The 26,199-nt window shown below is 60.7% G+C and carries 26 protein-coding genes; 9 read left to right on the top strand and 17 right to left on the bottom strand.

What is annotated here, in order from left to right; genetic code table 11:
• Nucleotides 1–2 precede the first annotated feature (2 nt).
• From der to Q1A20_RS17600, 3 genes are read right to left on the bottom strand one after another with little or no spacing between them, the layout of a single operon-like run.
• The gene (der, locus tag Q1A20_RS17610) at nucleotides 3–1,481 is read right to left on the bottom strand and encodes a ribosome biogenesis GTPase Der (RefSeq protein WP_299917894.1); all 1,479 of its coding nucleotides are present in this window, start codon (nucleotides 1,479–1,481) and stop codon (nucleotides 3–5) included.
• 51 nt (nucleotides 1,482–1,532) lie between these two features.
• A complete protein-coding gene (locus tag Q1A20_RS17605; protein WP_299917892.1) occupies nucleotides 1,533–2,882 on the bottom strand; it encodes a PQQ-binding-like beta-propeller repeat protein in 1,350 nt (449 codons plus the stop codon).
• A gap of 58 nt (nucleotides 2,883–2,940) precedes the next feature.
• Nucleotides 2,941–3,618, bottom strand: a complete 678-nt coding sequence (locus Q1A20_RS17600; protein ID WP_299917889.1) for a hypothetical protein — start codon at nucleotides 3,616–3,618, stop codon at nucleotides 2,941–2,943.
• A gap of 217 nt (nucleotides 3,619–3,835) precedes the next feature.
• Here Q1A20_RS17600 and Q1A20_RS17595 point away from each other — a divergent pair, with 217 nt between their 5' ends.
• From Q1A20_RS17595 to Q1A20_RS17585, 3 genes are all read left to right on the top strand, one after another.
• Nucleotides 3,836–5,104 (top strand): efflux RND transporter periplasmic adaptor subunit, encoded by a 1,269-nt coding sequence (locus tag Q1A20_RS17595; protein WP_299406001.1) that lies wholly within the window; start codon nucleotides 3,836–3,838, stop codon nucleotides 5,102–5,104.
• Nucleotides 5,101–8,913: an efflux RND transporter permease subunit gene (locus Q1A20_RS17590; RefSeq protein ID WP_299917886.1), complete on the top strand. Its 3,813-nt coding sequence runs from the start codon at nucleotides 5,101–5,103 to the stop codon at nucleotides 8,911–8,913. Before Q1A20_RS17595 ends, Q1A20_RS17590 begins: the two co-directional genes overlap by 4 nt.
• A 79-nt stretch (nucleotides 8,914–8,992) precedes the next feature.
• A complete protein-coding gene (locus tag Q1A20_RS17585; protein ID WP_299406006.1) occupies nucleotides 8,993–9,451 on the top strand; it encodes a DUF302 domain-containing protein in 459 nt (152 codons plus the stop codon).
• Nucleotides 9,452–9,511: 60 nt separating this feature from the next.
• On the opposite strand, the gene Q1A20_RS17580 is transcribed toward Q1A20_RS17585, so the two are convergent.
• The gene (locus Q1A20_RS17580; RefSeq protein ID WP_299917884.1) at nucleotides 9,512–11,353 is read right to left on the bottom strand and encodes an ABC transporter ATP-binding protein/permease; all 1,842 of its coding nucleotides are present in this window, start codon (nucleotides 11,351–11,353) and stop codon (nucleotides 9,512–9,514) included.
• Nucleotides 11,354–11,483: 130 nt separating this feature from the next.
• Entirely contained in the window at nucleotides 11,484–12,974 is a 1,491-nt protein-coding gene (locus tag Q1A20_RS17575; protein ID WP_299406011.1) for a LysM peptidoglycan-binding domain-containing protein, read from the bottom strand.
• Between the two features lie 134 nt (nucleotides 12,975–13,108).
• On the opposite strand from Q1A20_RS17575, the gene Q1A20_RS17570 reads away from it, so the two are divergent.
• Entirely contained in the window at nucleotides 13,109–13,681 is a 573-nt protein-coding gene (locus Q1A20_RS17570; protein WP_299406014.1) for a TIGR00730 family Rossman fold protein, read from the top strand.
• Here Q1A20_RS17570 and rarD read toward each other — a convergent pair.
• The 11 genes from rarD to Q1A20_RS17515 form a co-directional block, all read right to left on the bottom strand.
• Complete coding sequence (gene rarD, locus Q1A20_RS17565; protein WP_367180923.1) at nucleotides 13,600–14,520, bottom strand: EamA family transporter RarD; 921 nt, start codon at nucleotides 14,518–14,520, stop codon at nucleotides 13,600–13,602. The genes Q1A20_RS17570 and rarD overlap by 82 nt on opposite strands.
• A gap of 106 nt (nucleotides 14,521–14,626) precedes the next feature.
• Complete coding sequence (locus Q1A20_RS17560) at nucleotides 14,627–15,226, bottom strand: superoxide dismutase (protein WP_299406016.1); 600 nt, start codon at nucleotides 15,224–15,226, stop codon at nucleotides 14,627–14,629.
• Nucleotides 15,227–15,380: 154 nt separating this feature from the next.
• Nucleotides 15,381–15,788 carry a hypothetical protein gene (locus Q1A20_RS17555; RefSeq protein WP_299406019.1) on the bottom strand — a complete coding sequence of 136 codons (408 nt, stop codon included), beginning with the start codon at nucleotides 15,786–15,788 and terminating at the stop codon, nucleotides 15,381–15,383.
• A gap of 29 nt (nucleotides 15,789–15,817) precedes the next feature.
• Nucleotides 15,818–16,279 (bottom strand): hypothetical protein, encoded by a 462-nt coding sequence (locus Q1A20_RS17550; RefSeq protein ID WP_299406021.1) that lies wholly within the window; start codon nucleotides 16,277–16,279, stop codon nucleotides 15,818–15,820.
• Entirely contained in the window at nucleotides 16,276–16,686 is a 411-nt protein-coding gene (locus tag Q1A20_RS17545) for a hypothetical protein (protein ID WP_299406024.1), read from the bottom strand. Before Q1A20_RS17545 ends, Q1A20_RS17550 begins: the two co-directional genes overlap by 4 nt.
• A gap of 277 nt (nucleotides 16,687–16,963) precedes the next feature.
• On the bottom strand, nucleotides 16,964–17,290 hold the full coding sequence (locus Q1A20_RS17540) for a hypothetical protein (protein ID WP_299406026.1): 327 nt from the start codon (nucleotides 17,288–17,290) through the stop codon (nucleotides 16,964–16,966).
• Nucleotides 17,291–17,517: 227 nt separating this feature from the next.
• On the bottom strand, nucleotides 17,518–18,093 hold the full coding sequence (locus Q1A20_RS17535; RefSeq protein ID WP_299406029.1) for a sarcosine oxidase subunit gamma: 576 nt from the start codon (nucleotides 18,091–18,093) through the stop codon (nucleotides 17,518–17,520).
• Nucleotides 18,086–21,100, bottom strand: a complete 3,015-nt coding sequence (locus tag Q1A20_RS17530) for a sarcosine oxidase subunit alpha family protein (protein ID WP_299917879.1) — start codon at nucleotides 21,098–21,100, stop codon at nucleotides 18,086–18,088. Before Q1A20_RS17530 ends, Q1A20_RS17535 begins: the two co-directional genes overlap by 8 nt.
• A gap of 79 nt (nucleotides 21,101–21,179) precedes the next feature.
• A complete protein-coding gene (locus Q1A20_RS17525; protein WP_299502661.1) occupies nucleotides 21,180–21,509 on the bottom strand; it encodes a sarcosine oxidase subunit delta in 330 nt (109 codons plus the stop codon).
• 90 nt (nucleotides 21,510–21,599) lie between these two features.
• On the bottom strand, nucleotides 21,600–21,803 hold the full coding sequence (locus Q1A20_RS17520) for a hypothetical protein (RefSeq protein ID WP_298972418.1): 204 nt from the start codon (nucleotides 21,801–21,803) through the stop codon (nucleotides 21,600–21,602).
• A 216-nt stretch (nucleotides 21,804–22,019) separates the two neighbouring features.
• Nucleotides 22,020–22,202, bottom strand: a complete 183-nt coding sequence (locus tag Q1A20_RS17515; protein WP_298972415.1) for a hypothetical protein — start codon at nucleotides 22,200–22,202, stop codon at nucleotides 22,020–22,022.
• Between the two features lie 143 nt (nucleotides 22,203–22,345).
• Between Q1A20_RS17515 and Q1A20_RS17510 the strand changes: the two genes are divergently transcribed.
• The gene (locus Q1A20_RS17510; protein ID WP_299917877.1) at nucleotides 22,346–22,546 is read left to right on the top strand and encodes a hypothetical protein; all 201 of its coding nucleotides are present in this window, start codon (nucleotides 22,346–22,348) and stop codon (nucleotides 22,544–22,546) included.
• 3 nt (nucleotides 22,547–22,549) lie between these two features.
• The gene (locus tag Q1A20_RS17505) at nucleotides 22,550–22,690 is read left to right on the top strand and encodes a hypothetical protein (RefSeq protein ID WP_299917876.1); all 141 of its coding nucleotides are present in this window, start codon (nucleotides 22,550–22,552) and stop codon (nucleotides 22,688–22,690) included.
• Nucleotides 22,691–22,692: 2 nt separating this feature from the next.
• On the opposite strand, the gene Q1A20_RS17500 is transcribed toward Q1A20_RS17505, so the two are convergent.
• A complete protein-coding gene (locus Q1A20_RS17500; RefSeq protein WP_299917874.1) occupies nucleotides 22,693–23,937 on the bottom strand; it encodes a sarcosine oxidase subunit beta family protein in 1,245 nt (414 codons plus the stop codon).
• Nucleotides 23,938–24,158: 221 nt separating this feature from the next.
• On the opposite strand from Q1A20_RS17500, the gene ccmI reads away from it, so the two are divergent.
• Genes ccmI through Q1A20_RS17485 form a run of 3 tightly spaced genes read left to right on the top strand, consistent with a single transcriptional unit; the run spans nucleotide 24,159 to nucleotide 26,110 of the window.
• Nucleotides 24,159–25,391: a c-type cytochrome biogenesis protein CcmI gene (ccmI, locus tag Q1A20_RS17495; RefSeq protein ID WP_299917872.1), complete on the top strand. Its 1,233-nt coding sequence runs from the start codon at nucleotides 24,159–24,161 to the stop codon at nucleotides 25,389–25,391.
• Nucleotides 25,388–25,876 (top strand): Holliday junction resolvase RuvX, encoded by a 489-nt coding sequence (gene ruvX / locus Q1A20_RS17490; protein WP_299406040.1) that lies wholly within the window; start codon nucleotides 25,388–25,390, stop codon nucleotides 25,874–25,876. Before ccmI ends, ruvX begins: the two co-directional genes overlap by 4 nt.
• Nucleotides 25,877–25,879: 3 nt before the next feature.
• The gene (locus Q1A20_RS17485; RefSeq protein WP_298972402.1) at nucleotides 25,880–26,110 is read left to right on the top strand and encodes a DUF1289 domain-containing protein; all 231 of its coding nucleotides are present in this window, start codon (nucleotides 25,880–25,882) and stop codon (nucleotides 26,108–26,110) included.
• Nucleotides 26,111–26,199 lie beyond the last annotated feature (89 nt).

The following is a 26,199-nucleotide window of genomic DNA, read 5'->3' as shown; positions in this document are numbered from 1 at the left end:
AATCAGTCCCTGCGCCGCCCATCGGTATGCTTGCGCAGCTTGGACGGTGCGGCCTTCTTGCGCCCCTTGTAGGGGTTGGCCTCGTTCTGACCGCGCATCCACAGCCGGATCGGCGCCCCCGGCATGTCAAAATCCAGCCGCAAGCCATTGACCAGATAGCGGCTGTAGCTCTCAGGCACTTTATCCGGGTGCGAACACATGACCACAAATCCCGGCGGTCGGGTCTTGGCCTGGGTCATATAGCGCAGCTTGATCCGTTTGCCCTGTGGTGCGGGTGGCGGATGTGCCTCAACCATACCGGCAAGCCAGCGGTTCAGGTGGGCTGTGGGCACGCGCCGGTTCCAGACCTCATAGGCGCGCATGATCGCAGCCTGCAAACGGTCCAGCCCGCGCCCGGTTTTCGCCGAAACCGTGATCAGCGGCGCGCCCCGCAATTGCGGCAGCAACCGCTCAAAGCTTTCTTTCAACTCCTTGAGCTTGCCCTGGCGGTCCTCTTCGATGTCCCATTTGTTCACAGCAAGCACCACCGCGCGGCCCTCGCGTTCTGCCAGATCGGCGATGCGCAGGTCCTGCTGTTCAAAGGGGATCGCCGCATCCAGCAGCACAACCACCACTTCGGCAAACTTCACCGCACGCAGCCCGTCGCCAACGGAAAGCTTCTCCAGCTTCTCCTGAACCTTGGCCTTTTTGCGCATACCCGCCGTATCGAAAATCCGCATTGGAACCGGATCGCCATTAGGCCCTGCCCATTCGGTGCGCAGGGAGATCGCATCGCGGGTGATCCCCGCCTCTGGTCCGGTCAGCAGGCGGTCTTCGCCAAGGATCTGGTTGATCAGCGTGGATTTACCCGCGTTCGGGCGCCCCACAACGGCCACCTGCAAAGGTTTGGCTTTTGTCGGCATGGGGATTGCGGCGTCCATGTCGCCGTCATCCTCATCCAGCGTCACATCCGTCTCCGGCGCGTCCTCGGCGGCCCGTTCGGCAAACTGGTCAGCCAGCGGCATCAGATGTGTGTAGAGGTCGTTAAGCCCCTCGCCATGCTCGGCAGAGAGCCGGATGGGTTCGCCCAGCCCCAGCGAATAGGCCTCAATCACGCCCGCATCCGCCGCCGATCCTTCGGCCTTGTTGGCGGCCAGGATCACATGGGCGGCACGTTTGCGCAGGATGTCGGCAAAGACCAGATCGGAGGGTGTAATGCCAACACGCGCGTCGATCATGAAAAGGCAAATGTCGGCCATATCGACGGCGCGTTCGGTCAGACGCCGCATCCGGCCCTGCAGGCTGTCGTCGGTGACCTCCTCGAGCCCTGCGGTGTCGATCACGGTGAACCGCAGATCCGCCAGACGCGCCGCGCCCTCGCGCAAATCACGCGTCACCCCCGGCTGATCGTCGACCAGCGCCAGCCGTTTGCCCACCAACCGGTTGAACAGCGTGGATTTTCCCACATTCGGGCGCCCCACAATGGCGAGTGTAAAGGACATGTCACAGGCTCCGACATCCGGATTAAAGCCGCGCTTTACCCTACATGGGCGTCAACGGAAAGCGTGCAATTGCCCTTTCGTGGAGACAACGTAAAGCACGCCACCGGCCACGACCGGCGCTGTGGTCGCCCCACCGGGGATTTCCACCGTGCCCAGAAGCGCGCCAGAGGCCGGATCAAAGCTGCGCAACAACCCATCGTTGGAGGCGATATAGAGACGCCCGCCCGCCAGGATCGGCCCGTGATGCGCAAAGACTTCGGAGCGCCGACGCGGGCGGTCTTTCACGAAATTCGGCAGCTGCGTGCCCCAGATCCGCGCACCATCAGAGGCGCTCAACCGCAGCAACTCCCCCAGTTCAGACATGGCAAAGACGCTGTCACCTATGGGTAGAACCGGCCCAACGGTGCCTTCGCGCGCTGTCCACAACCGAGCGCCAGATTGGAAATTCAGCGCCACGATGCGCCCGGCCTGATTACCAATATAGACGGTGCTGCCGGAAATCACCGGCGCGCCGGTCACATCGCCAACGGCCCCTAGGGCGCGGGCGGCGCGTTTACCCAGAGCCGAGGCATCCCAGCGCCGCAGGCCACCGCGTCGAAAGACCGCCTGAATTTCACCTGATCCAAAGGCAAAAACCGCCAGATCATCGGCCACAGCAGGCGCAGGCGCGCCCAGGACATTGTTGATATCTTCAGAGGCCGACAGCTGCCATTCAATCCGCCCGTCTTCTGCGCGCAACGCCCAGCCTGTGTCGTCCCCGGAGGTCAAATAGACAAGATCGCCAAAGACCGTTGGGCTGCCGGAGCCGGTCCCTTCAAGGCGCTGTCGCCATTTTTCCGCGCCCGTGGCCGCATCAAGTGCCACCAAAGATCCATATCCCAGCGAGACAAAAAGCGTCCCGTTTGCAAAGGCCAAGCCGCCCCCGGTGGCGGTACCGGATCCGTCGCGCGGCGGTCTCACATCCTGTTGCCAGACACGTTGACCCGCCGTCGAGGTCGCCGTGACCAAAGCATCGGAATCGAGCGTATAGACCACGCCGCCTGCGACAACCGGATCTGCTGTGATCCGCTGGCGACGGCTGTCACCATCGCCGATATTGGACGACCAGATTTGCTGGGTCGCAGTGCCGAACGCCGCGTGGCTGACCCGTGTCGCGGGCGAGCCCATGCTTTGCGTCCAATCGGCATTCGATTGCTGTGAAGGAAGGGAAATCGGACGCGCCTCATCGGTGGATGCCACCGCGGCGGGCAATGCTTCTTCGCCCTGCAGGATGGATTGCACGCTCTCCCGCTTGCCAGGCAGAATGATGTCAGGTTCCGAACACGCCGATACCAGCAGCGCCGCGATCACTGCAGCGAAGGGGAATATCCCCCGCACAGGTCTTTTGTGAATTTGCATCATGCCCTGCTCGCTTCGCCCTTTGTACCGCCCAAACCTCAAAACCACATTGCCCCGCGGGTTAGTTTCCCGTTGTGGGCACGTTTTCCAGATCCGGGGTGCCTCCCAGCGCCACAATCACCTGTAAGGCGCGTTGTTGCAAGTCCGAGGTCACAGCAGCGTCCTGCAGAATGTTCTGATACCGCTCAATGGCCGCCTCGGTTTCGCCTTCGGCCACATCGATCAGGGCTAATTGCTCGCTGGCCAGCAGGCGCAATGGCGATCCTGCGGTCGCCAGGGCCTCAAACCCCTGCCGGCGCGTTGCCGCGTCCAGCGTCTCGGCCTGCAGCGTCAATGCCTTGAAGCTCGCAATCTGACGGTAGATCACAGGTACATCCCCGTTCACCGCGATGGCATCGAGCTCGGCAACCGCCGTGACCAGATTGTCGCCCTGTTGCGCCTCGGAGGCGGCCAGCATCGCCACCAGCGCGCCTGCTGTGGGGTTTTCAGCCGAAAGCTCTTCCAGCGCAGAGACCCGCGCGTCCGGGGTCTCTTCGGTCAGGGCGGCCAGCATGCCATCGCCGAGCGCTTCGGCCTGTGCACGCGCCTGCGCCTTTTGGTATTCCGACCAGGCAGCGCCGCCCACGATCAGTAAAACCACCAGCCCACCGATCCAGCCATATTTGCGCAACATGCCATAAAGCCTGTCGCGGCGGACCTCTTCGGTGACTTCATCGATGAAACTGTCGGTGTCGCTCATGGGGACCTGCTTATTTGCATTTGCGCCCCTCTTAACCTGCCCATTCCAGCAAGCCAAGACCCGCGTTGGGCCGCGCGCCAGCAGAGCATTGCACCCGGACAAAGAAATCTCTAATCTGAACTGGTCAGTTTAGCGTATCTGTCCTACAGAGCGTGCGCCATATGACGGCAAGTTTCGACCGTGGGTGGCGTTGACAGTCCAGTGCGAGGCAAACGACATGCGACTTTTTTCAATCCTTGCTGCCCTCGTGGTATCAGCAGCTTTGGCAATGTTCATTTTGGATCGACCACGGCTTTTCGCACTGTTTGGTGGTGATCCCGCCGCGGAAGAAGCGACAGAATCAGACGAGCAGATCGACGCAGAGGCCGCAGGTGCGTCACTCGTGAAGGTTGTTGTTCAGCGATCCGTTGCGCGGCAGATCGACACGGCGGTTGTCCTGCGCGGACAGACCGAAGCCGCGCGCACCGTTGAAGTCCGCGCGGAAACCGCCGCAACCGTCGTTTCAGAACCGCTACGCAAAGGCACGCGTGTTGAGGCGGGCCAGATGCTCTGCCGCTTGGATGAAGGCACCCGGGGCACCGCATTGGCGCAGGCCCGGGCCGAGCTGAACGAGGCGCGCTCCCGTGTGCCGGAATCACAGGCGCGGCTGGATGAGGCGCTTGCCCAGTTGGATGAGGCGTTGATCAATCAGAACGCCTCGACAAAGCTCAGCGAAGGCGGCTTTGCCTCCACCACCCGCGTGGCCAATTCGCAAGCCGCCGTTGCAACCGCAGAGGCCGGTGTGCAAAGCGCGCGCGCAGGGCTTCAGGCAGCGCAATCCGGCATTCAAAGCGCGCAGGCCAGTGTTGCCCTGGCCGAGAAAGAGATTGAACGGCTGACCCTCACCGCGCCCTTTGGCGGCTTGCTGGAAAGCGACACGGCGGAGTTGGGAACTTTGCTTCAGTCCGGTTCGCTCTGCGCCACAATCATTCAGCTGGACCCGATCAAACTGGTCGGTTTTGTGCCTGAAACCGAAGTGGCGCGTGTCACGCTAGGCGCTACGGCATCGGCGCGCCTTGTGTCCGGCAGCGGTGCTCTGACCGGTGGGCCGGAAGCACGCAGCAATGAAGTCCGCGGCCAGGTGACCTTCCTGTCCAGTTCCGCTGACGAAATGACGCGCACCTTCCGCGTGGAGATCGCGGTGCCAAACGGCGACAACAAAATCCGCGACGGGCAGACCGCTGAAATCATGATCTCCGCAGAGGGGGCCACCGCGCATCTGTTGCCGCAGTCCGCCCTCACGCTGAACGACGACGGCACATTGGGTGTGCGCACCATCGACGATGGCGCCATCGTCGAATTTCACCCCGTCGCGCTGATGCGCGACACAACCGAAGGGGTCTGGCTGACCGGGCTCAAGGACACCGCTGATGTCATCGTGCTGGGTCAGGAGTTTGTGATTGCCGGGGTGCAGGTCGCGCCCACCTACCGGGAGCTGAGCCAATGACCGGCATCGTCGATTGGGCCGCCAGCCGCGCGCGCATGGTGCTGGCCTTTATTCTGCTGTCGCTTGTCGTCGGCGCCTATGCCTATTCCACCCTGCCGAAAGAGGGCGAACCGGACATTGAGATCCCTGCTCTCTTTGTCTCCGTCCCCTTCCCCGGCATCTCCGCTGCGGACAGCGAAACGCTGCTGGTCAAGCCGATGGAGACCGAGCTGGTCGATCTGGACGGGTTGAAAGACATGTCCTCCACGGCCGCAGAAAACTATGCGGGCGTGGCACTGGAATTCGAGTTCGGCTGGGACAAGACCAAGGTTCTGGCGGATGTGCGCGACGCCATGGGCAAGGCAGAAGCCGATTTCCCCGATGGCGCCGAACAATATACCATCAACGAGATCAACTTCTCCGAATTCCCGATCATCATCGTGAACCTCACCGGTCCGGTGCCGGAGCGTACGATGATCCGCGTGGCCAAGGATCTGCAGGACGATCTGGAATCGATGGATGCGGTGCTGGAGGCCGGAATCGCCGGCAGTCGGGACGAGATGCTCGAAGTGCTGATCGATCCGCTGCGTCTGGAGGCCTATAACGTCACTGCGGGCGAATTGATCGACACGGTACGCAACAACAACCAGTTGATCGCGGCGGGTGAGGTTGACACCGCGCAGGGATCATTCGCGGTAAAAATCCCGTCGTCCTTCGACGAGCCGCGCGATGTCTACGACCTGCCGGTCAAGACAAACGGCGACCGCGTCGTCACCCTCGGCGATCTGGCGGAAATCAACCCGACCTTCGAGGACCGCGCCGGGACTGCGCGCTTTAACGGTGAGAATTCAGTGGCCCTGCAGGTGGTGAAGCGCAAGGGGTTCAACCTGATCGACACCGCCGCCATCGTGAAGGAGCTGGTGGACGCCAAGTCGCAGACCTGGCCAGAAGGGTTGCAGGCCGCGGTTGAGGTCGGCACCTCCAACGACCAGTCCCGCATCGTCAACGGCATGGTACAGCAGCTTCTGGGCTCGGTCTTCACTGCGATTGCGCTGGTGATGATCGTGGTGCTGGCGGCCCTGGGCATTCGCGCCGCGTTGCTGGTCGGTTTTGCGATCCCGACGTCCTTCCTGCTCTGCTTTGCCTTTCTTGCCTTGATGGGCATCTCCGTCTCCAACATCGTCATGTTCGGTCTGATCCTCGCGGTGGGGATGCTGGTCGATGGCGCCATCGTTGTGGTGGAATACGCCGACAAACGCCAGCAGGAGGGCGTCGGCCCGATGCAGGCCTATGTGGATGCGGCCAAACGCATGTTCTGGCCGATCATCTCCTCCACCGCGACGACGCTCTGCGCCTTTCTGCCGATGCTCTTCTGGCCAGGTGTGCCGGGAGAATTCATGGGCATGCTGCCGGTCACCCTGATCTTCGTGCTCTCGGCCTCGCTGGTGGTGGCGCTGATCTACCTGCCCGTAATGGGCGGGGTCACGGGCCGCCTGGAACGCTGGATGTCTGACTATATGACGGCGATTGCCGGGCTGCGCTGGTACCTGCATCTGGCGCTCTTCCCGATTGCCGTTGTGATGATGGCCATCTCAGGCCTGATGGGCCCGATTTTCGGGGTGATCGAGGCGCAATTCGCGGCGATGAACAGCCTCGAAATTCTCTCCTCGGTGATCCCGACACTGCTCATTGTTTTCCTCCTTGTTCTCGCGGCGACCGCCTGCCTCTTTGTTGCTCTGGGCGGCTTCATGTTGGCGCTGGTGTCGACCTTTGCGCTGCTCACACGCCTTGGCCGGTTTGGCCGCTGGCTGGTCAGCAGATTTTTTCGCCCAGAGCCCGACAAGATCAATGCGGGTTACCAGCGCTCAGGCTTTGGCCATGTGATCGCGGCGATTGCGGGCAATCCGGTCATGCCATTGGTGGTAGCTGGTACTGTCTTCATCTTTGTCGGTAGCATCCTGATGTTCTTTTCCAACAACAACAACGGTGTTGAATTCTTCGTTGAATCCGAACCCGAACAGGGGATCGTCTACGTGCTGGCCCGCGGCAATCTTTCTCTGGAGGAGAAGGACGTACTGGTCCGGCAAGCCGAGGACATCGTGCTGGCGCATCCGGGCATCAGCAACGCCTTTTCTTTCGCGGGTGAAGGCGGGTTGAACACCGATACCTCCGGCGGGTCGCGACCCAAGGACCTGATCGGTCAGGTTCAGTTCGAGACGATCCCCTGGGAGGACCGCGCCGACCGGCCGGAGCTCGATGGCAACATCGTCATTGCCGAACTGACGGAACAGCTGACCGCCTTGCCGGGCGTCAATATCGAGGTGCTGGAGGTAGCCGACGGCCCGGCCTCCGGCAAACCCGTGCACCTGCGCCTCAAGGGCGACAGCTTTGTTGACCTCACCGAAGCCGCGGCAACCGCACGTGCCGAATTCAACCGGACTCCGGGCCTCACGCTCATCGAAGATACCCGCCCCCTGCCCGGTATCGACTGGCAGATCGACGTCGATGTCGAGAAAGCCGGGCGCTATGGTGCCGATGTGGCGACCGTTGGCGCGATGGTGCAACTGGTCACCCGTGGTCTGATGCTGGACACGATGCGGGTGGACACCTCGGACGAGGAAATCGACATCCGCGTGCGCCTGCCGGAAAGCGACCGTGTGCTCTCCACGCTGGACACGTTGAAGGTGCGGACCGCTGACGGGCTGATCCCGCTGTCGAATTTCATCACCCGTACGCCAGTGCCAAAACTGGCGGAGATCAACCGCGTCAATCAGAAGCGGTATTTCGACGTGAAAGCAGATGTGGCCCCGGGCCTGATGAAAGTGGTCGAGACCCGCCGCGAAGAGGGTGTGGATGTTCAGGAGACGCTTGCGATGTTGCGTCCCGCCGGGGCGGATGCCGATCTGATCACGGCGGATCAGACCGCTTACAAGATCACCAACCGGATGGATGATGGCACGCGGGACCTGCAGGCGGGCATAACCGCAGGGGCGCTGCGCCTGATCCCGGTCAATTCCAACGAACGCATTGGCGTGCTGACAGAATGGCTGGACACCAACCCCTTGCCCGCAGGTATCGAATTTGAATGGACCGGCGATCAGGAAGAGCAGGAAGAGAGCCAGGCCTTCCTGTCATCAGCCTTTGCCGCTGCCTTGGGCCTGATGTTCATCATCCTGCTGGCGCAGTTCAACAGCTTCTACAATGCCATCCTGGTGCTGCTGGCGGTGGTGCTGTCCACCACCGGTGTGCTGATCGGGATGCTGGTGATGGATCAGACCTTCTCGATCATCATGACCGGCACGGGGATCGTCGCGCTCGCGGGCATTGTGGTGAATAACAACATCATCCTGATCGACACCTATCAGGAATATAGCCAGTACATGCCGCGGATCGAGGCGATCATCCGCACCGCGCAGGCGCGGATCAGACCTGTCCTGCTGACCACGATCACCACCATGGCCGGGCTGGCCCCGATGATGATTGGCCTCAGCCTGAACTTTGCCGAGGGCGGCTATACCTTCAACAGCCCCACGGCCCTCTGGTGGAAACAGCTGGCCACTGCGGTGGTCTTTGGTCTCGGCATCGCCACCGTGCTGACACTCATGGTGACACCATCCATGCTGGCCATCCGGGTCTGGGCCTCCACTTACGTGCATTGGATCGCGACGCTGCTGGCCAAGATGTCGATGGGACGCGCCTCGCGCGCCGCCCGCGACTGGGCCTTGCAAAAGGACGCGCACCGCATTGTGTCAGGCGAGATCCTGTGGGAAGATCTGCCCGCCACCGCAGACCAGCCAAACGTTGAGAGCGCGCTCAAAGCTGCCGAGTGACATGCGGACACAGGCTTGTGATGGGACTCCCGAAACCAGTTTGCTAGGGTCGTCGCATTAATCGCAGCAGGAGCGCACCATGATACGGTCCCTAACTCTCAGCCTTGCCCTCGGCACGGCCCTTTTCACCACATCAGCACTGGCAGACGACATGATCAAGATCACCAGCCCTCATTCGGTTTCCGACACCATTGACCGGCTGGAACAGGCCGTCGAGGGTGCCGGTGCCACGGTGTTCGCACGTGTCGATCATGCCGCAGGTGCCGCCAAGGTCGACGCCGAATTGCGCCCCACGCAGCTCTTGATTTTCGGCAACCCCAAGATCGGAACCCCGGCCATGCAGGCCGCGCAGACCTCCGGTCTGGACCTGCCGCTCAGAGTGCTGGCCTATGAAAACGAAGCGGGTGAAACGGTGGTGGTCTATCACGCCCCCGCTGCCATGGCCGAAGCGCATGGCATTGATGCCGAAGCGCCCTTCCTGCAGACCATGACAGGCGCGCTCAACAAGCTGACGTCCAAAGCCACCGCAGCTGAATAATCATCCATCCCTGAGGCCGCGCGGCGGACCATCCGCGAGCGCGGCCTCAGATTTCCAAGGCTAGGCCGCTTCGTCCGATTGCTGGCGATGCCAGAGCTGCGCATAGCGGCCCTCTTGGGCCAGCAGATCGTCATGCGTTCCCTGTTCGACCACTTCACCCTGTTCCAGCACAATGATCCTGTCGGCTTCTGCAATGGTCGACAGACGGTGGGCGATGGTCAGCACGGTGCGCCCGCGCCCCGCCTGCATCAAGGCTTCTTTGATTTCCTGTTCGGTCTCGGAATCCAGCGCGGATGTCGCCTCGTCCAGCAGCAGTATCGGCGGGTCTTTCAACAAAGTACGGGCGATGCCCACACGCTGCTTTTCACCCCCTGAAAGCTTCAACCCACGCTCCCCGACGGCGGTGTCATAGCCGTCCGGCAGTTGCACGATGAAATCATGGATCTGCGCGGCCTGGGCGGCGGCTTCGATCTCTTCCTGGGTCGCACCCTCCCGACCGTAGGCAATGTTGTAGCGAATGGTGTCGTTAAAGAGCACCGTATCCTGCGGCACCACGCCGATGGCCGCATGCAGGCTGTCTTGCGTCACGTCGCGCACATCCTGGCCATCAATCCGCAGCGCCCCGTCGCCCACATCATAAAACCGGAACAGCAGGCGCCCGATCGTCGATTTGCCTGACCCGGTGGAGCCGACAATGGCCACCATCTCGCCCGGTTCCGCCGCGATGGACACGCCCTTCAGAATGGCGCGTTCCGCATCATAGCCAAAGCGCACCTGATCCAGCTCAACACGTCCACCGGTGACCTTCAGGGTCTTGGCGTCGGGTTTGTCGACCACTTCGGCGGGCTGCTCCAGCAGATCGAACATCTCGCCCATATCCACCAGCGCCTGACGGATTTCGCGGTAGACGGTCCCTAGGAAATTCAACGGCACCGTGATCTGCACCATATAGGCGTTGACCATGACGAAATCTCCCACGGTCAGACTGCCATTCTGGACCCCGATGGCGGCCATGACCATCACTCCGATCAAGCCTGCCGTGATCAACAGGGATTGCCCGAAATTCAGAAACGCCAGGCTATAGCTGGTCTTGATCGCTGCCGCCTCATAGCCTTCCATCGCCGCGTCATAGCGCTGTGCCTCGCGGCTTTCCGCGCCGAAATACTTGACGGTTTCATAGTTCAGCAGGCTGTCGATGGCCTTCTGGTTCGCATCCGTGTCCTGATCGTTCATTTCCCGCCGCAGCTTCACTCGCCATTCGGTCACGGCAAAGGTGAACCAGACATAGAGAGCAATGGTGCCCGCGACGACCAGCAGATAGTAGAAGTCGAAAACCACCGCGAGGATGATGCCCACCATCACCAGCTCCAGCATCAATGGCCCGATGGAAAACAGCAAAAACCGCAGCAGGAAATCGACGCCTTTGACGCCCCGCTCGATGATCCGGCTCAAACCCCCAGTCTTGCGCGTGATGTGATAGCGCATCGACAGCCGGTGAATATGCTCAAAGGTCTCCAGCGCCAGCATGCGCAGCGCCCGTTGGCCCACACGCGCAAAAACCGCATCACGCAGCTGCTGAAACCCAACCGTCATCAGGCGCGCCATGCCATAGGCAACCGTCAGCCCAATGGCGCCGAGCGCCAGCATCGGCACGCCTTCCTCGGCCAGCGCGTCCACCGCCCCTTTGTAGAAAAACGGTGTGGCGACAGAGATCATCTTTGAGAAAATCAGCAGCGCCATGGCCCCGATCACCTTGTGCCGCACCCACGCGGGATCCGCGGGCCACAGATAGGGCGCGACCTTGCGAATGGTGCGCAAACCTGATTGGCGCTCTTTGATTTCGGTCTGTTTTGAGCCCTGCGCCGCGTCAGCGCCGGTGGGAGCAGTGGTATCGGCTGGCATGAAAGGTCCTGCTTGCGTTCAGAGTGCTACCTAATTCACTCCCCGGCCCTTTGCCAGTCTTGGGGCGGATAAATTGCTGTGGATCAGCCCGTTACGCGATCTGAAAGGCGCAACTCTTTGGGTTACGCATCTATTCCACGGGGAGGTCGAACACCTGTCCCGGATAAATCAGGTCCGGATCGCGAATGGCCGCGATGTTCGCTTCAAAGACGCGCACATAGAGCGGCCCCTCGCCATAACGATCCCGGGCAATTGCCCAGAGCGTATCGCCGGTCTGGACGGTGACGGCGGTGACCGGGCCATCCTGGCCTTCGGTCGCTTCGGCCAGCACCGCTGGCGCTTCGCGTTTAAAGGGCGTCTCAATCCGACTGGTCACAACGCTTGCGGTGTTCATTTCATCAACGCGCAAGCTGTAGACGCCTGCGGCTACATCGGCGATTGTCCCGCGCCAACTGCCATCCGCATTCACCGGTATCGAGGCAACAAATCGGTTGTTGAGGTACACCCGCACCTCGAATGTGCCCGGAACGGCACGCCCGGCCAATTGCACATCGCCGGTATCGGAGTATCCGATGGTATCGATCGCCACATTCGGCGCGGGGCGGCTATCCGGCTGCAGCAATTCGACGCCGTCCGCGGTGGATTTCAGAACGGTCACGGATTGTGTGGTTGTTTCTGGGTCGGTTTTCGGTTCAGCCTGCGCCGTCGCTTCAGGTATGGAGGGCGTCTCGGATGCGGTCTCCGGCGGTGATGCAGGGGCATCATCCACGCTCGGTTCAACCACCGTGTCTTCTGGTGTGACCAGCGCTGCGACATCTTCGTTTGGTCCTGGCGCTGCGGGAACATCCGTCTCTTGTGTCTCCGACGCCAATCCTTGCGGTGTGGGCTGATCCGCCGGGGTCGCTCCTGATGGAGGGTCTGCGCGTGCGACCACATCCGCCGTATCCGATTGCGGCGCGGGCTCAGCGCCCGAAGCGATTTCTGCGGATGTCGGTGGGGTCGCTTCCGCCTCCGTTGATCCCGCGTCACCCTTTGGTACTTCAGAGGCCTGCGCAGTCTCCGCTGGTTTGGCGACAGGCGCCAGAATGACGTCCTCCGCCGAGGCGATCGTCGCCTCTTCGCTCTCTGCTTTAAGCGTCAATACCCGTGCGGCATCGCTTGGCTCCACCACGGCCACGGCGGCAAAATCACCCCGGCCATCAGCCACGGTGGTGGCAACCTCGACGCCATCCACCAATACCGAAACCGTCGCCCCGGGGGCCGCGTTGCCTGCAATGACCGTCAGCCCGTCATCCTCCAGACGCACCTCATCAATGCTGGGCGCTTGCGCGCTGGCGGCGCTTTCGGTGGATACCTCAGGTGTTTCCGCCTGCTCCACGGCCGCGCCTTCTGCGCTGTCACCGGCTGGGGTGTCTTCAGCGGAGGTGGGCGCTGTCTCTGTCTCAGGGGTGGCAGGTACCGAAGACCCCGGTGCCACGACCGCCGCCAGATCTTCCTCGCTGGGGCCGGTATCACTGCGAAAACCGATGAGAAAACCAGCTGCGATCACACCTGCGATCACAATGCCAGCCATCATCAATCCCGTGCCACCTGATTTGGTGACAGCCTCGTCTTCGCGCATAAATCCCGTCTTTCTGTTAGGACGCCTCTCGCGAGCAGGGCGACAGGCGTTGAGCCTACATAGCAACTGCTCTATCACCGGTCAAAACCCCGACCGTCACATTTCCTTTAAATACACCTGCAAGGGATGACCATATGAGACCAAAATCCGTCTGCGTTTATTGTGGCTCCCGGCCCGGGGCGGACCCTGCGTATCTCAAGGATGCAGAAGATATGGGCCAGGCCCTTGCCCTGGAAGGCTGGCGGCTGGTTTACGGCGCGGGCGATGTGGGCTTGATGGGTGTGGTGGCACGCTCGGCACAACAGGCCGGAGCAGAAACCTTTGGGGTCATTCCAAAGCATCTGGTCGACTGGGAAGTCGGCAAGACGGATTTGACGTCCTACGTGATTACAGAAACGATGCATGAACGCAAAAAGGTCATGTTCATGAACTGCGATGCCGTGGTGGTCCTGGCCGGGGGCGCGGGATCGCTGGATGAGCTCTTTGAGGTCCTCACCTGGCGCCAGCTGGGCCTGCATGAAAAGCCCGTTTTCCTCGTGAATACAAATGGCTACTGGGATCCGCTGATCGCGCTGCTGCTGCATGTCACGCGCCAGGGATTTGCCGATGAGAGCCTGCACAAATACTATACGGTGGTCCCCGATGCCTCGGCGGCGCGCGCGGCCTTGCGCCGCGTGCTTTCCAACCGCAAGGACGCGGCGGAGTAAAGCGCCAGAGCGCTCCAGATCAGCGAAAAGGCAATGAGATGCCAAAGCCCGAACGGCTCTGAAAACACAAAGACAGCGCAGGCAAATTGCAGGGTCGGGTTGATGTATTGCAGCAAGCCCAACGATGTCATGGCGAGCCTGCGCGCGGCATAGCTGAACAGGATCAGCGGCAGCGCGGTGATCGGCCCGGCAAAGACCAGCAACACCATTGTTTGCAAATCACCCCCAAAAACCGCGCCACCGTTGTGATAGGTTTGCAACAGAATGATGACAGCAAATGGGGTCAAGAGCAGCACTTCCCCTGTCACGGAAACCACCGGGCCCACGTTGAGCTGCTTTTTGATCAGGCCATAGACGCCGAAGGTCGCCGCCAGCGTGAGCGCGATCCACGGCGCAACCCCGGGCCCGAAAGTCAGCAGCGCCACCGCAACCGTTGCCATGGCAACGGCCAGCCACTGCAGCGCCGTCAACTGCTCCCCAAAGATCACACGGCCAATCACCACGGCCACCAGCGGGTAGATATAATAGCCCAGCGAGGTCTGGGTGGTTTGCCCGGTCTGCACGGACCAGATGAACAGGGTCCAATTGGCCGCGATCATCAAAGCGGCGACCACAACCAACCCGAAGGAACGCATGCTGTTCATGGAGCGGGCGATTTCGCGCAAGCGCCCCTGCAGGGCCAACACCATCGCGAAAATGACAAGCGACCAGATCATGCGATGCGACAGGACTTCGAGGGCGGGCACATGGGACAGCAGCTTGTAGTAGATCGGGGACAGGCCCCAGATGCTGCAGGCCCCGATCATTGCCGCCACACCCTTTGCCCGTTCGCTCATCATCACCGAACCCCTCTCGCTCAGGGTTGTGAAGCCAAAACGACCCGCCAACAAGCAAAAAGGCCCCGCCAAGTGGCGAGGCCTTTCGAATGCGCAGAAAAGCGGAGCCTCAGAGGCGCGAGGCGACGTTTTCCCAATTGACCAGATTGTCGAGGAAGTTTGCCAGGTAGTCCGGACGCTTGTTGCGGAAATCGATGTAGTAGGAGTGCTCCCACACGTCACAGCCCAGCAGAGCCGTTTGACCGAAGCACACCGGGTTCACGCCATTTTCGGTCTTGGTGACCTTGAGGCTGCCATCGGTATCCTTGACCAGCCACGCCCAGCCCGAGCCGAACTGGCCCGCGCCCGCGGCCTTGAAGTCATCCTTGAATGTGTCGACCGAGCCAAAGCTTTCGATGATCGCCTTTTCCAACTCCCCCGGCATGACGCTATCGCCCGGGCCCATCATCTCCCAGAACTGGTTGTGGTTCCACAGCTGGCTGATGTTGTTGAAGATGCCGTTCTGCGCCACGGCCGAGCTGTCATAGGTGCCCTTGATGATCTCTTCGAGGGATTTGCCCTCCCACTCGGTGCCTTCGATGGCCTTGTTGCCGTTGGTCACATAGGCGTTGTGGTGCAGATCGTGGTGATACTCCAGCGTCTCCGCTGACATGCCTTTGCCAGCAAGCGCGTCATGGGCATAAGGAAGATCAGGAAGTGAAAAAGCCATTTGGGGCCCCCTTTGTCATTTTGGTTGGGTACACTGCACATGAAGCGCACCCGCTCCCGAGTTCAAGTGTTAACGAGTCTAAAAAGTACCAGAAACGCCGATTTCGCACTTTAGCTTTGACATGCGGGTTCCCCGTGATCGACGTTTCGCGCGATCATTGGGTGCGCATCGTGCAAGTTCCTGTCTCGAAAAACCTGTTGCTATACCCGGATGGGCTTGCATGAACGGTGATCTTGCCACCCTTTCGGATTGTCGCATTGAATTTGAAACGCGGCAAACTCACGTTGTTACTCGAAACCCCAAGCCCATGTCCCGTCCAAAATATGACGGTTTTACGCGCATTGTAGCGTGTAACCTTGGCGGCACCGAAAATGATAGGTGCCCGCCCACGTAAAACCTTGATCGTCACGCCGCCTGATTGAATGGAAAATTCTATCCTTTCAGGTATATAGCCGCCTCCTTTTCGCGTTTGTTCCATTTCGCAATCGTATAGTGTTCCCTGAGCCAAAGCTGAGGAGCCCAGAATGATAAGGAAAAAGGCAGATAGGGTTCGGATAAGCATAAAACTCTCTTGGGTTTGTTTGAAAAAGGCTATTCTTGGCGCAGCGTGCACTGCCCCTTGCCTGAGAAATTCTTGCGGTACCCGGGCAGTTTGCCCCGGACAGTGATCTGGTTGGACGGTCTTTTGATCCGGGCGGTATACTGCGCATCGGGCAGTATATAGTTTTTCTCGCGCAATCCGCCTTCTACCTGCCACTTGAGCCGCAATTCGTTGTCCGTGCTGCTCACAACCTCTGCCGTCACCGTGCTCAGGCCATAGCCCAGGATGACACCATCCGACACCACGACCTTGCCGTTGTTCAAAACCACGATGCCGATCTTGTTGGATACCCAGAAATCGTTGCTCTTGGTGACGCGCATATTGCAGTCGTAAAACACGCCGCGGGATTGATCGCCCGCGGCCGTGCTGCCCGACACCATGAGTACAAATGCAATGCATCCGCCCACCCGGATCTTCGACGGCAAGCGTTTTTTAGAAGAAGGCCGGCTCATTTGAGGATCTTGCAGCGGCCTTCTCCCCGCACCTTGTTGTCGTAACCTCTGACAACCGCGGATATGGTGTATTTGTTTTTCTCGAGATATAGATTGCCCGTGTAGTTCACGGTCAGCTCAGTTGTGCGGCCCTTGATGTTGGCGACCGTCCAGTTGACCCGGTAGATGCCATTTGATCGCTTGGTCAGCTTGCCCGCCATGGGCCCGTCTGTGACGGATTGCACAACACCATCCAGAACGCGCACAGTACCCTTTTCTTCATCCAGGAAGAAATAGATTTCCGGTCCAACAAAACCCTGCTTAGACACATACGTCGCTTCACAGCCGTAGATTGTTTCCGCCGCCGGGACCGCGCCAGCCACGGCACATAACATTGCAGCCAGGGGGCCCATCCAAAAATTCTTCATTCTTCTCGATCCTTAATCATTAAAATAACTCAAAGGTCGCGCGGCCATTTCAGTGTGAGTTAAACCTTTGCGCAGGGATTGGGAAGGCCTCCAAGCCATGCTCACAAGCCAACCCAGTGTTATGGCGCGGAACTGATCGGTGCCGCACGGGATGGTCCATCCCAGCACGATATCTTCGTTAACGCTGTCCGCAAGCACGCCCTGGTACCCGGGTGCCCGTGCGGTCCAACGGCGATATGGCAAAGAATTGACCATCATCTGCTCTGGGCGCGGGCGTCTAAGGCTTGCGTGTGGTGCAGGTGCCAGTGCCAGAAAAACGATTGCGATAACCGGACGGGCGCGCGTAGACGGTGATTTTGCCATCCTTACGGATGGTGGCATCGAAATTGAACCGCGAGGTCGTTTGGCTGTCGCTGTTCTTGAAGTCACGCAGCACCCAGTTCACGACCAGCTTCCGGTCGGTCTTGCGCACACGATCTGCATCAATCGGCACCGAGCTAGATCGCAGAATGATGCGATCACTTACTGTGACCCGCCCGTTCTCGTGCAGTGCAATGCCGATTTTTTCAGAAATCCAGCCGCCGCCCCGCGAAAGCTGCGTCATAGTGCAATCGTAAAGCACGCCCTGAGCCGCAGCGACAGGCAAAGGGGTAAACAAGATGAGATAAAACAACAGAGACCGAAACACGAACACGTCCTTTGAAAGGTGCGCGTCCGCGGCATCCGTTGCTGCATCACACTGCAGAGCTTGCCAACAGAACCATCGCCACAATCCGCGCACCGAATTAAATCTGTAGAGAGGATGACATTGACGCCAAGTGGCGTCAACAGTTAGGTTAAATAAATCTTAACGCCTGACCCGGGCTGGGCGGCAATACTAAGAAGATCAAAGACATAACGCGCCTGTGAGCGGAAACAAACGAGTTGGAAACTCTCCGCATCCGTCATCCAAAACGCGGCGGGTACCTGCGCCATCCGGGTGCGTCGAAACATGCCCGGCGCGAAGTTTTCAGGCGACAGATCCACGGGGCAGAGTTTCGCAAGGACCTCGCGCGCTTGCGGACCGGTGATCCGGAACGCCGCGCGCGCGTCCGACACGTTGACCGCCAGAGAGTGGGCGTTGCCCAGCGTCTCGGTCATCTTGTCGATGTTCGCCGCCACCATGTCGTACGGGCATAAGATCAACAACTCATCCGGGCTCATCCAGCAGATCCCGCGATCCTCAACGCAATTGGCATGATTGGGGCCGGGCATCTCTACCTCCGCCACGCCCGAGGCCGCCTTCTGGACCGCCGAAGACGCCAGATCGCCACGCAGCGTGATCATCCCCTGCAGGGGAAGCTCCGTAATCCGGGCGATGCCAGTCTCAGACGCGGCGCCGGCAAGTGCGGTGATCGGTTCAGACACTCCCCTTCTCCCCTTCCTTGTCATAGAATACCGGATCGACAATGCGCGCCCGATAGGTCGCGCCCTCGGTTCCGGGGAATTCGATCACCTCGCCCATCCGGTCCGGCCCATGCAGCACCAGTCCCATGGCGATGCCCTTCCCGAGATTTGGTGAGTAATAGCTGGAGGTGACCCGTCCGATCATGTTTTTCTGGCCATTGGCGTTTTCGCCCTCACCGATAGCATAGGCGCCATCCGGCAGCACCGCCCCGGATAGGGTTTCAAGGCCCACAAGCTTCCAACGGGTGGGGTCCGTCATATGCGATCTTTCCTGCGCGCGCTTGCCCAGGAAGTCGTCTTTTTTCTTCGAAATTGCCCAGTGCAATCCCAGATCCTGCGGAATCACCGTGCCGTCGGTCTCATCCCCGATCATGATAAACCCTTTTTCCGCCCGCAGGATATGCAAGGCCTCGGTCCCATAGGGCATCACGCCGAGATCGTTGCCCACAACCATCAGCGCGTCCCAGAACGCCTGCCCGTGGCCTGCATCCACGGCGATCTCGTAGCTCAGCTCGCCAGAGAAGGAGATGCGATAAACCCGGACCTTGAAGCCACCGAGTTCGCCATCCGCCCATTCCATGAAACCGAGCGCCTCTTTGGACACGTCCATGCCGCCGAGCTTTTCCAGCGCCGCGCGCGCATTGGGGCCAACAACGGCAACCTGCGCATATTGTTCGGTGACATTGGCCACATAGACCTGCCAGTCCCACCATTCGGTTTGCAGCCACTCTTCCATATGCTGGTGGATGCGTTCGGCGCCGCCCGTGGTCGTGTGGCAAAGGAAGGTCTCCTCGTCGATCCGGGCCACCACACCATCGTCAATCAGGAAGCCGTTTTCGGAACACATCAGCCCGTAGCGGCATTTGCCCGGCTTCAGGGTCGACATCATGTTGGTGTAGAGCATGTCAAGGAAACGCCCCGCATCCGGACCTTTCACGATCAACTTGCCCAGCGTGGAGGCATCCAGCAGACCCAGATTTTCGCGCGTGTTTTTCGTCTCACGCATCACCGCATCATGCACGCTCTCGCCCGGGCGAAGATAGGCGTAGGGTCGGCGCCACTGCCCAACCGGTTCCCACTCCGCGCCATTGGCATCGTGCCAGTCATGCATGGGAGTGCGGCGGATCGGCTGGAACACATCGCCGCGCGCCTCGCCGCCGATGGCCCCCATTGAAATGGGCGTGTAAGGTGGGCGGAACGTGGTGGTGCCCACCTGCGGGATCGATGTGTTCAGCGCGCTGGCCAGCGTCGCCAATCCGTTGATGTTGCTCAGCTTGCCCTGATCCGTGGCCATGCCCAACGTCGTGTAGCGTTTCGCATGTTCGACACTTTCAAATCCCTCTTGCGCGGCAAGCTGCACGTCGGAGACTTTGACATCATTCTGATAATCCAGCCAGGATTTACTGCGCAGCTCAACGCCGGCGCCCTGTGGCATCAACCAAATCGGCATCATCGGGGCCTCTTCTGGGCTCTCACCCACCGGGCACCGCGTCTGTTTGACCTTGAAACCTGCAGCAGCGGCCGCGAGTTTGCCCGCCTGATCGCCATCACCCAGCACATCGCTCAGGTGCAGCGCGCCGCTCGCAGCCCCTGCGGTGGTCACAAAGGGCTGTCCATCGGCGCCGGTCGGCGCTTTGTCCACATCCGGTCGGAAATGCGCTTGAGCGTCGTCCCAAGACAATTTGCCACCGCAATGCGACCATAGATGCACGACGGGGGACCATCCCCCCGACATGGCCACCGCATCGCAGGCAATCTCTTCCAAAACAGCACCTTCGCCCGCCTGACTGCAGACCGCGACCCCGGTGACGCGCTTGCCACCTTTTACCTTTGCGACCGCGTGTCCCATCATCACGCGGATGCCCATGGCCTTGGCCTGCTCCATCGCCGGGCTGTCCTCCGCCAGCACGCGCGCGTCCAGGATGACAGGTACGCTGAGACCCGCGTAATTAAGGGCAAATGCCGTCAGGTAAGCGTCATCGTTGTTGGTGACGATTACTGTGCGGTCCCCGGCCGAGACCCCGTAATTGACCACATAGTCGCGCATGGCCGAGGCCAGCATCACACCCGGAATGTCGTTTCCGGCAAAGGAAAGTGGCCGCTCGATTGCGCCCGTCGCCGTCACGATGTGGCCTGCTCGGATTCGCCATAAACGGTGGCGTGGACCGGGTTTTTCAGGCGCGTGGTCACGCAGTTGCTCGTATCCCAGAACGTAACCGTGATCATAAACGCCCGCGCCCATCGTCCGTTTGCGCAGGGTGACATTTGGCATCGCTTCAAGCTCGGCGACGGTTTGTTCCACAAAGTTATCCACAGGGATGCCATCCACGGTGCCCCCGTCGACCGGCGCACGCCCGCCCCAATAGGCGGTTTGCTCGATCAGAAGAACCTTTGCACCTGACGCCGCTGCGGTTTTGGCCGCCTGCAAGCCCGCGACACCCCCGCCGATGATCATCACATCGCAGAAGAAATAGAAATGCTCGTAGGTGTCAGCATCCCGCGCCTTTGGTGCCCGGCCCAGCCCTGCGGATTGCCGGATGAAAGGCTCATAGACATGTTTCCACAGCGGGCGCGGATGGATGAACATCTTGTAGTAGAAACCCGCGGGCAGGAAACGGCTGAGATGCGTGTTGATCGCACCTACGTCAAATTCGAGGCTGGGCCAGTGGTTCTGACTGGTCGCGGTCAACCCATCGAAGAGCTCCGTTGTGGTGACGCGCTGGTTGGGTTCAAAACTGCCCTCGGCGCCGAGGTTCACCAGACCGTTGGGCTCTTCGGCGCCCGAAGCGACGACACCGCGCGGCCGGTGATACTTGAACGAACGCCCGATCAACATCTGATCGTTCGCCAGAAGTGCCGAGGCAAGAGTATCGCCTTCAAAGCCGCGCATCTGCTTGCCATTGAAGGTGAAAGACAGCGCTTTTTCTTTGTTCAGCAGGCGACCGCCTGCAGCGAGGCGGGTGCTCATCGATCAAACCTCAGCGTCGGTGTCGGGGTGGGGAGCCTCCGGCGGGGATATTTTTGGCCAGAAGAAATGGGGCACGGGATCATTTGAACGCCCTCCAGGACCAGCCCGGGCGGGCTTCGCTGATTTTGTCACAGATCTCTTTTGGCGGCTCAAAGGTCTGAGCTGGATAGGTGCCGAAGACCTGCAAGGTTGTGGTGCAGCGCGCTGCGTGAAACCATTTGCCGCAGCCATAGGCATGACGCCAGCGCTCAAAATGCACGCCCCGGGGGTTTTCGCGCATGAAGAGATATCCCTCGAAATCATCATCCGTGGCACCGGGGCCAAAGCGTTTGAGGTGGGCTTCGCCACCGCCATGAAATTCGGTTTCTTCTGCGGTCACACCGCAAACGGGACAGGTCAGCGTTAGCATGAGGGTATTCCGGCAATCTCTTCGCGGCACAGCAAAGAGGCGGGCGTCACAAAACGCCCGCCTCCGGCGGTCCGCACAATTGAGTGGGAGTTATTCGACGACAGCCGGTGCTGTTTCAGCAGGGGCTGCAGGTGCGGACTCGATGGCTGCCGGATCACCAGCTGCATCAGGATCGGATGGGACCGTGCCGGTACCCAGTACCGCCAGCAGGAAGACAAACGCGCCGATAACCAAAAGCGCGATAAAGATGCCTTTACCACTGACACCGTCGTTGTGGGTCGTATAGTCAGCCATGGTTGTGTCTCCTTGTTACGGGAGGCCAGTCTGTCGGCTGGGGCACGGGTCGCAACATCGGCGGGAATCCCCGGTGTCTTTCGGCGAGGGCAAGCCGGAGTGACGCGCGCCTGACGGCTGAAAAGTGCCGATCGCTGTGCCACAGGGGCGCACCGCAAAAGGCCGCCCGGATGAGAAATCACCCCGGCGGCCTTGTCTTTAGTCTTGTTGGTGTCGTCAGTCGCCGGAAACAGCTTCGGCGGCGCCTTCGATGACGGTGTCGGGGCCTTCGACCGAGATTGCATCACCCGTGGTGAGCATGAAATACGCCAGAATGGCGACGACGGCCACGAGGATACCAACGATGAATGCAAGGCCCGTGTTTCCGTTGCCGGATGAGCCATGTGTTTGGTCAGACATTGTTTTTCTCCTTTTCGCGTTGCGATTGGAGAAGAAACAAGCCGGACCGCAAAAAGGTTCCATAGCCTTTGCTGCAGCGCGGAATGGCCAGGGCACATTTTTCGGTTTAGTATTCCGGTATCTCTAGGTCTAAGGAGCATCTGATGAGCCACGAAATGATCGCCGTTATGGTCTTTGGCGCCCTTGCTGCGGTGGCGATTGTCATGTTGGTCATGGAGCGCCGCGGGATTGCGGCACGCAAGGCGGCCAGAGGCGGGCGCGAAGTCGATGTGAGCAGCCTGATCGCCTTCGGATCGGCGGCGGGCGAAGGCAATCGCAAAAAAACGGACGACGAAGACGGGTAGCAGATGACCGATACCTTTTATCTGGTCGCCCTGGGCCTGATGATATTCTGCGTTGTGCTGATCGTTTTGCGCGGCCTGCGACGCAAACCCGATGGGATCAACAACAAAAGCGATATCGGGGGTGGCCCCGGTTCCGAGCCCTGACATCAGTGTGCCACCCCGGCGGCGACGCTTTCATCGACGAATCGCCCTTCGCGGAACCGCTCCATGCCGAATGCATCCGTGAGCGGGCCGTGCCCTTTGGCCATCAGTTCCGCCATGGCCCAGCCGGAGCCCGGCGTTGCCTTGAACCCACCCGTGCCCCAGCCGCAGTTGATGAAGACGTTCTCCACCGGTGTCTTCGACAGGATCGGCGAGCGGTCCCCGGTGATGTCCACGATCCCGCCCCATTGCCGCAGCATTTTCAGGCGGCTGATCATCGGGAAGGTCTCGACCAGCGCACGCACCGTTTCCTCGATGTGGTGGAATGACCCGCGCTGAGTGTAGTTGTTATAGCCGTCGGTGCCGCCGCCGATGACCATCTCGCCCTTGTCGGACTGGCTCATGTAGCCGTGCACGGTGTTGGCCATGACCACCACGTCCATGCAGGGTTTGATCGGCTCACTGACCAGCGCCTGCAACGCCACGGATTCAATCGGCAGCCGGAAGCCCGCAAGCCCCGCCACGTGACCGGAATTGCCCGCCACGACGATCCCCAGCTTGTCGCAATCAATCGCCCCCTTTGAGGTATCGACGCCGACGACCTTGCCACCCTGACGGCGAATGGCGGTCACCTCGCACTGCTGGATCACGTCCATGCCCATGTCCGAACAGGCCCGCGCATAGCCCCAGGCCACCGCATCGTGCCGCGCAGTGCCGCCGCGCGCCTGCCACAGGCCGCCCAGCACCGGGTAACGTGGCCCGTCGATATCGATGATCGGCACCAGCTCCTTCACCCGTGTCGGATTGATGAATTCCGTCTTCACCCCCTGCAACGCATTGGCATGGGCCGTGCGCTGATACCCCCGCACCTCATGGTGCGTCTGCGCCAGCATGATCACCCCGCGCGGGGAGAACATCACGTTGTAGTTGAGATCCTGGCTCATCGTCTCATAGAGCGACCGGGATTTTTCATAGAGCGCCGCCGACGGATCCTGCAGGTAGTTGCTGCGAATGATCGTGGTGTTGCGCCCGGTATTGCCGCCACCCAGCCAGCCTTTTTCCAGAATGGCGACATTCTTGATGCCGAAACGCTTGCCCAGATAGTAGGCCGTGGCCAGACCGTGACCGCCTGCCCCGATGATGATGACGTCGTATTTCTTCTTCGGCTCCGCCTTGCGCCACGCCCGTTCCCATCCTGTGTGATAGCGGGCAGCCTCACGTGCCACGGCAAAGACAGAATAACGTTTCATGGCAAGACCACCCCAAGACGAAAGACACCGGATTCGCGCAGGCACCCGGACTGCATCAGTTCTGCGCGACTTGGCGAAAAAGAGGATACCGAGCGCGGCGCTTTCTAACAAGTTTGCGACACCGCGCGCAATTCTGACGGCAACACGCGCACCCGTGATCATTTGTCCCTTTTGCGCGGGCACATTGATCGCTACATCAGGCGTTCAAGGAGCGTTTGAACATGACCTTTTTCTGGATTGTCGCTGGTGTGTTGGCACTTACCGTTGCGGCACTGCTCGCTTTGGGCCTGCGCGCGCCACGGCAAGGGGCGACAGAACCCGCCGCGGCCTACGACCTGCGGGTCTATCGCGATCAGCTGCGCGAGGTGGATAAGGATCTGGCACGCGGTGTAGTCAGCGCCGCAGATGCCGAACGCATCCGTGCGGAAGTATCGCGCCGGATCCTTGCTGCAGACGCCGCCATGCAGTCAGATCAGATCACAGCAGATGCGGGTAAGGGCGCACCAAAGCTGGTGGCTGGCATGCTGGCTCTGGTTCTGATCGGCGGCAGCTTTGCGCTTTATCTGCAATTGGGCGCGCCGGGCTATGGTGATCTGGCGCTGGCTGACCGTATCGAGATGGCAGAGAGTGCACGGACCGAACGCCCTAGCCAGGAGGCCGCAGAGGCCAGCCTGCCCGAGGTGGGCACACCTGAAAACGCCAGCCCCGACTATGTGGCCCTTGTTGAGCAACTACGCGACACCGTCGCCCGACGCCCCGATGATCTGCAGGGCAATATCCTGCTGGCCCAGAACGAAGCCAATCTGGGCAATTTCCGCGCTGCAGCTCGGGCGCAAAGCCAGGTTCTGCGGCTCAAGGGTGACACGGCGGACGCCACTGATTTCATCGATTATGCGGATATGCTGGTGCTGGCAGCCGGAGGATACGTGTCGCCCGAGGCTGAAGCCGCCCTGCGCACAGCGCTCAGCTTTGACCAGACCAATGGCACCGCGCGCTATTACATGGGGCTGATGATGGCCCAGACCGGTCGCCCCGACACAGCCTTTCGCATGTGGGATGCCTTGCTGCGCGAAGGCCCCGAAACCGCGCCCTGGATCACCCCCATTCTCGCGCAGATCGAAGACATGGCCTTTCGCGCGGGCGTCACCTACCAGATCCCCCAGATCGGCACCGGCCGTGGCCCCAGTTCGGCAGATATCGAAGCCGCGGGTGACCTGACCCCGGCGGAACGGATGGAGATGATCCAGAGCATGGTGGGTGGTCTGTCCGAACGGCTGGCCGGCGAGGGCGGCACCGTGGACGAATGGGCGCAGCTGATCGGCGCGCTTGGCGTGCTGGGACGCACCGCGCAGGCCCGCGCCGTCTATGAAAACGCCGTTGAGGTCTTTGCCGATGACACCCGCGCGCTGGATTTGCTGTTGCGCGCCGGTCAACGCGCCCAGGTGGCTGAATGATCTTCGACGAGGTCGGCGCGTTTGCTCAAGCACTGCCCCCCTTGCAAAGCATCGCAGGTCTTGATCTGGGCACCGTGACCCTTGGCGTCGCCGTGTCAGACACGTTTTTGTCTGTCGCAACGCCGCTGGAAACAATCAAACGCCGCAAATTTACCCTCGACGCTGCCCGTCTGGCCGAGATCGTGGTCGAGCGGCGGATCGGGGGGCTTGTGCTGGGTCTGCCGCGCAATATGGATGGCTCCGAAGGACCACGCTGCCAATCCACACGCGCCTTTGCGCGCAACCTGGAAAAGGTCGACGGTTTGGACATTCCGATCACGTTCTGGGACGAGCGCCTGTCGACCGTCGCCGCCGAACGTGCCTTGCTGGAGGCGGATACGTCGCGAAAACGTCGCGCCGAGGTTATTGATCACGTGGCGGCAGGATATATCTTGCAGGGAGCGCTGGACCGCATTCGGGTCATTCGCGCGGCATCAGAAGGGTAAAGCATGACAGACGACATCTGGCGCCGCGACGAGGTGGAAAGCCCCTGCATCAAGGTCTGTGTGATCCATCCCGAGGCGCGGCTGTGCACCGGCTGCCTGCGGTCGATCGACGAAATTACGCAATGGTCCCGCATGACCCCCGAAGCACGACGCACCGTGATGGAAGCCCTGCCCCTGCGCAGCGGCCAGATCACCAAGCGTCGCGGTGGCCGCGCCGCGCGTCTCGCCCGCTGATCGCGAGGTGCTGTGGTAACACGCCGCCACCAGCAATAAGCTGCTCAAAGACCAGCGCAAAAGGAGACCCATTTTTGACGTTTGGTCCC

Origin of the sequence: uncultured Roseobacter sp., assembly GCF_947501835.1 — a bacterium.
Lineage (GTDB): Bacteria > Pseudomonadota > Alphaproteobacteria > Rhodobacterales > Rhodobacteraceae > Roseobacter.
This window is presented reverse-complemented; position numbering and strand designations above follow the sequence as displayed.

Bases quoted from the DNA above. Each gene is read 5' to 3' on its own strand.
- der (WP_299917894.1), bottom strand. From the start codon at position 1,481: ATGTCCTTTACACTCGCCATTGTGGGGCGCCCGAATGTGGGAAAATCC.
- Q1A20_RS17605 (WP_299917892.1), bottom strand. From the start codon at position 2,882: ATGATGCAAATTCACAAAAGACCTGTGCGGGGGATATTCCCCTTCGCT.
- Q1A20_RS17600 (WP_299917889.1), bottom strand. From the start codon at position 3,618: ATGAGCGACACCGACAGTTTCATCGATGAAGTCACCGAAGAGGTCCGC.
- Q1A20_RS17595 (WP_299406001.1), top strand. From the start codon at position 3,836: ATGCGACTTTTTTCAATCCTTGCTGCCCTCGTGGTATCAGCAGCTTTG.
- Q1A20_RS17590 (WP_299917886.1), top strand. From the start codon at position 5,101: ATGACCGGCATCGTCGATTGGGCCGCCAGCCGCGCGCGCATGGTGCTG.
- Q1A20_RS17585 (WP_299406006.1), top strand. From the start codon at position 8,993: ATGATACGGTCCCTAACTCTCAGCCTTGCCCTCGGCACGGCCCTTTTC.
- Q1A20_RS17580 (WP_299917884.1), bottom strand. From the start codon at position 11,353: ATGCCAGCCGATACCACTGCTCCCACCGGCGCTGACGCGGCGCAGGGC.
- Q1A20_RS17575 (WP_299406011.1), bottom strand. From the start codon at position 12,974: ATGCGCGAAGACGAGGCTGTCACCAAATCAGGTGGCACGGGATTGATG.
- Q1A20_RS17570 (WP_299406014.1), top strand. From the start codon at position 13,109: ATGAGACCAAAATCCGTCTGCGTTTATTGTGGCTCCCGGCCCGGGGCG.
- rarD (WP_367180923.1), bottom strand. From the start codon at position 14,520: ATGATGAGCGAACGGGCAAAGGGTGTGGCGGCAATGATCGGGGCCTGC.
- Q1A20_RS17560 (WP_299406016.1), bottom strand. From the start codon at position 15,226: ATGGCTTTTTCACTTCCTGATCTTCCTTATGCCCATGACGCGCTTGCT.
- Q1A20_RS17555 (WP_299406019.1), bottom strand. From the start codon at position 15,788: ATGCTTATCCGAACCCTATCTGCCTTTTTCCTTATCATTCTGGGCTCC.
- Q1A20_RS17550 (WP_299406021.1), bottom strand. From the start codon at position 16,279: ATGAGCCGGCCTTCTTCTAAAAAACGCTTGCCGTCGAAGATCCGGGTG.
- Q1A20_RS17545 (WP_299406024.1), bottom strand. From the start codon at position 16,686: ATGAAGAATTTTTGGATGGGCCCCCTGGCTGCAATGTTATGTGCCGTG.
- Q1A20_RS17540 (WP_299406026.1), bottom strand. From the start codon at position 17,290: ATGACGCAGCTTTCGCGGGGCGGCGGCTGGATTTCTGAAAAAATCGGC.
- Q1A20_RS17530 (WP_299917879.1), bottom strand. From the start codon at position 21,100: ATGAGCACCCGCCTCGCTGCAGGCGGTCGCCTGCTGAACAAAGAAAAA.
- Q1A20_RS17525 (WP_299502661.1), bottom strand. From the start codon at position 21,509: ATGCTAACGCTGACCTGTCCCGTTTGCGGTGTGACCGCAGAAGAAACC.
- Q1A20_RS17520 (WP_298972418.1), bottom strand. From the start codon at position 21,803: ATGGCTGACTATACGACCCACAACGACGGTGTCAGTGGTAAAGGCATC.
- Q1A20_RS17515 (WP_298972415.1), bottom strand. From the start codon at position 22,202: ATGTCTGACCAAACACATGGCTCATCCGGCAACGGAAACACGGGCCTT.
- Q1A20_RS17510 (WP_299917877.1), top strand. From the start codon at position 22,346: ATGAGCCACGAAATGATCGCCGTTATGGTCTTTGGCGCCCTTGCTGCG.
- Q1A20_RS17505 (WP_299917876.1), top strand. From the start codon at position 22,550: ATGACCGATACCTTTTATCTGGTCGCCCTGGGCCTGATGATATTCTGC.
- Q1A20_RS17500 (WP_299917874.1), bottom strand. From the start codon at position 23,937: ATGAAACGTTATTCTGTCTTTGCCGTGGCACGTGAGGCTGCCCGCTAT.
- ccmI (WP_299917872.1), top strand. From the start codon at position 24,159: ATGACCTTTTTCTGGATTGTCGCTGGTGTGTTGGCACTTACCGTTGCG.
- ruvX (WP_299406040.1), top strand. From the start codon at position 25,388: ATGATCTTCGACGAGGTCGGCGCGTTTGCTCAAGCACTGCCCCCCTTG.
- Q1A20_RS17485 (WP_298972402.1), top strand. From the start codon at position 25,880: ATGACAGACGACATCTGGCGCCGCGACGAGGTGGAAAGCCCCTGCATC.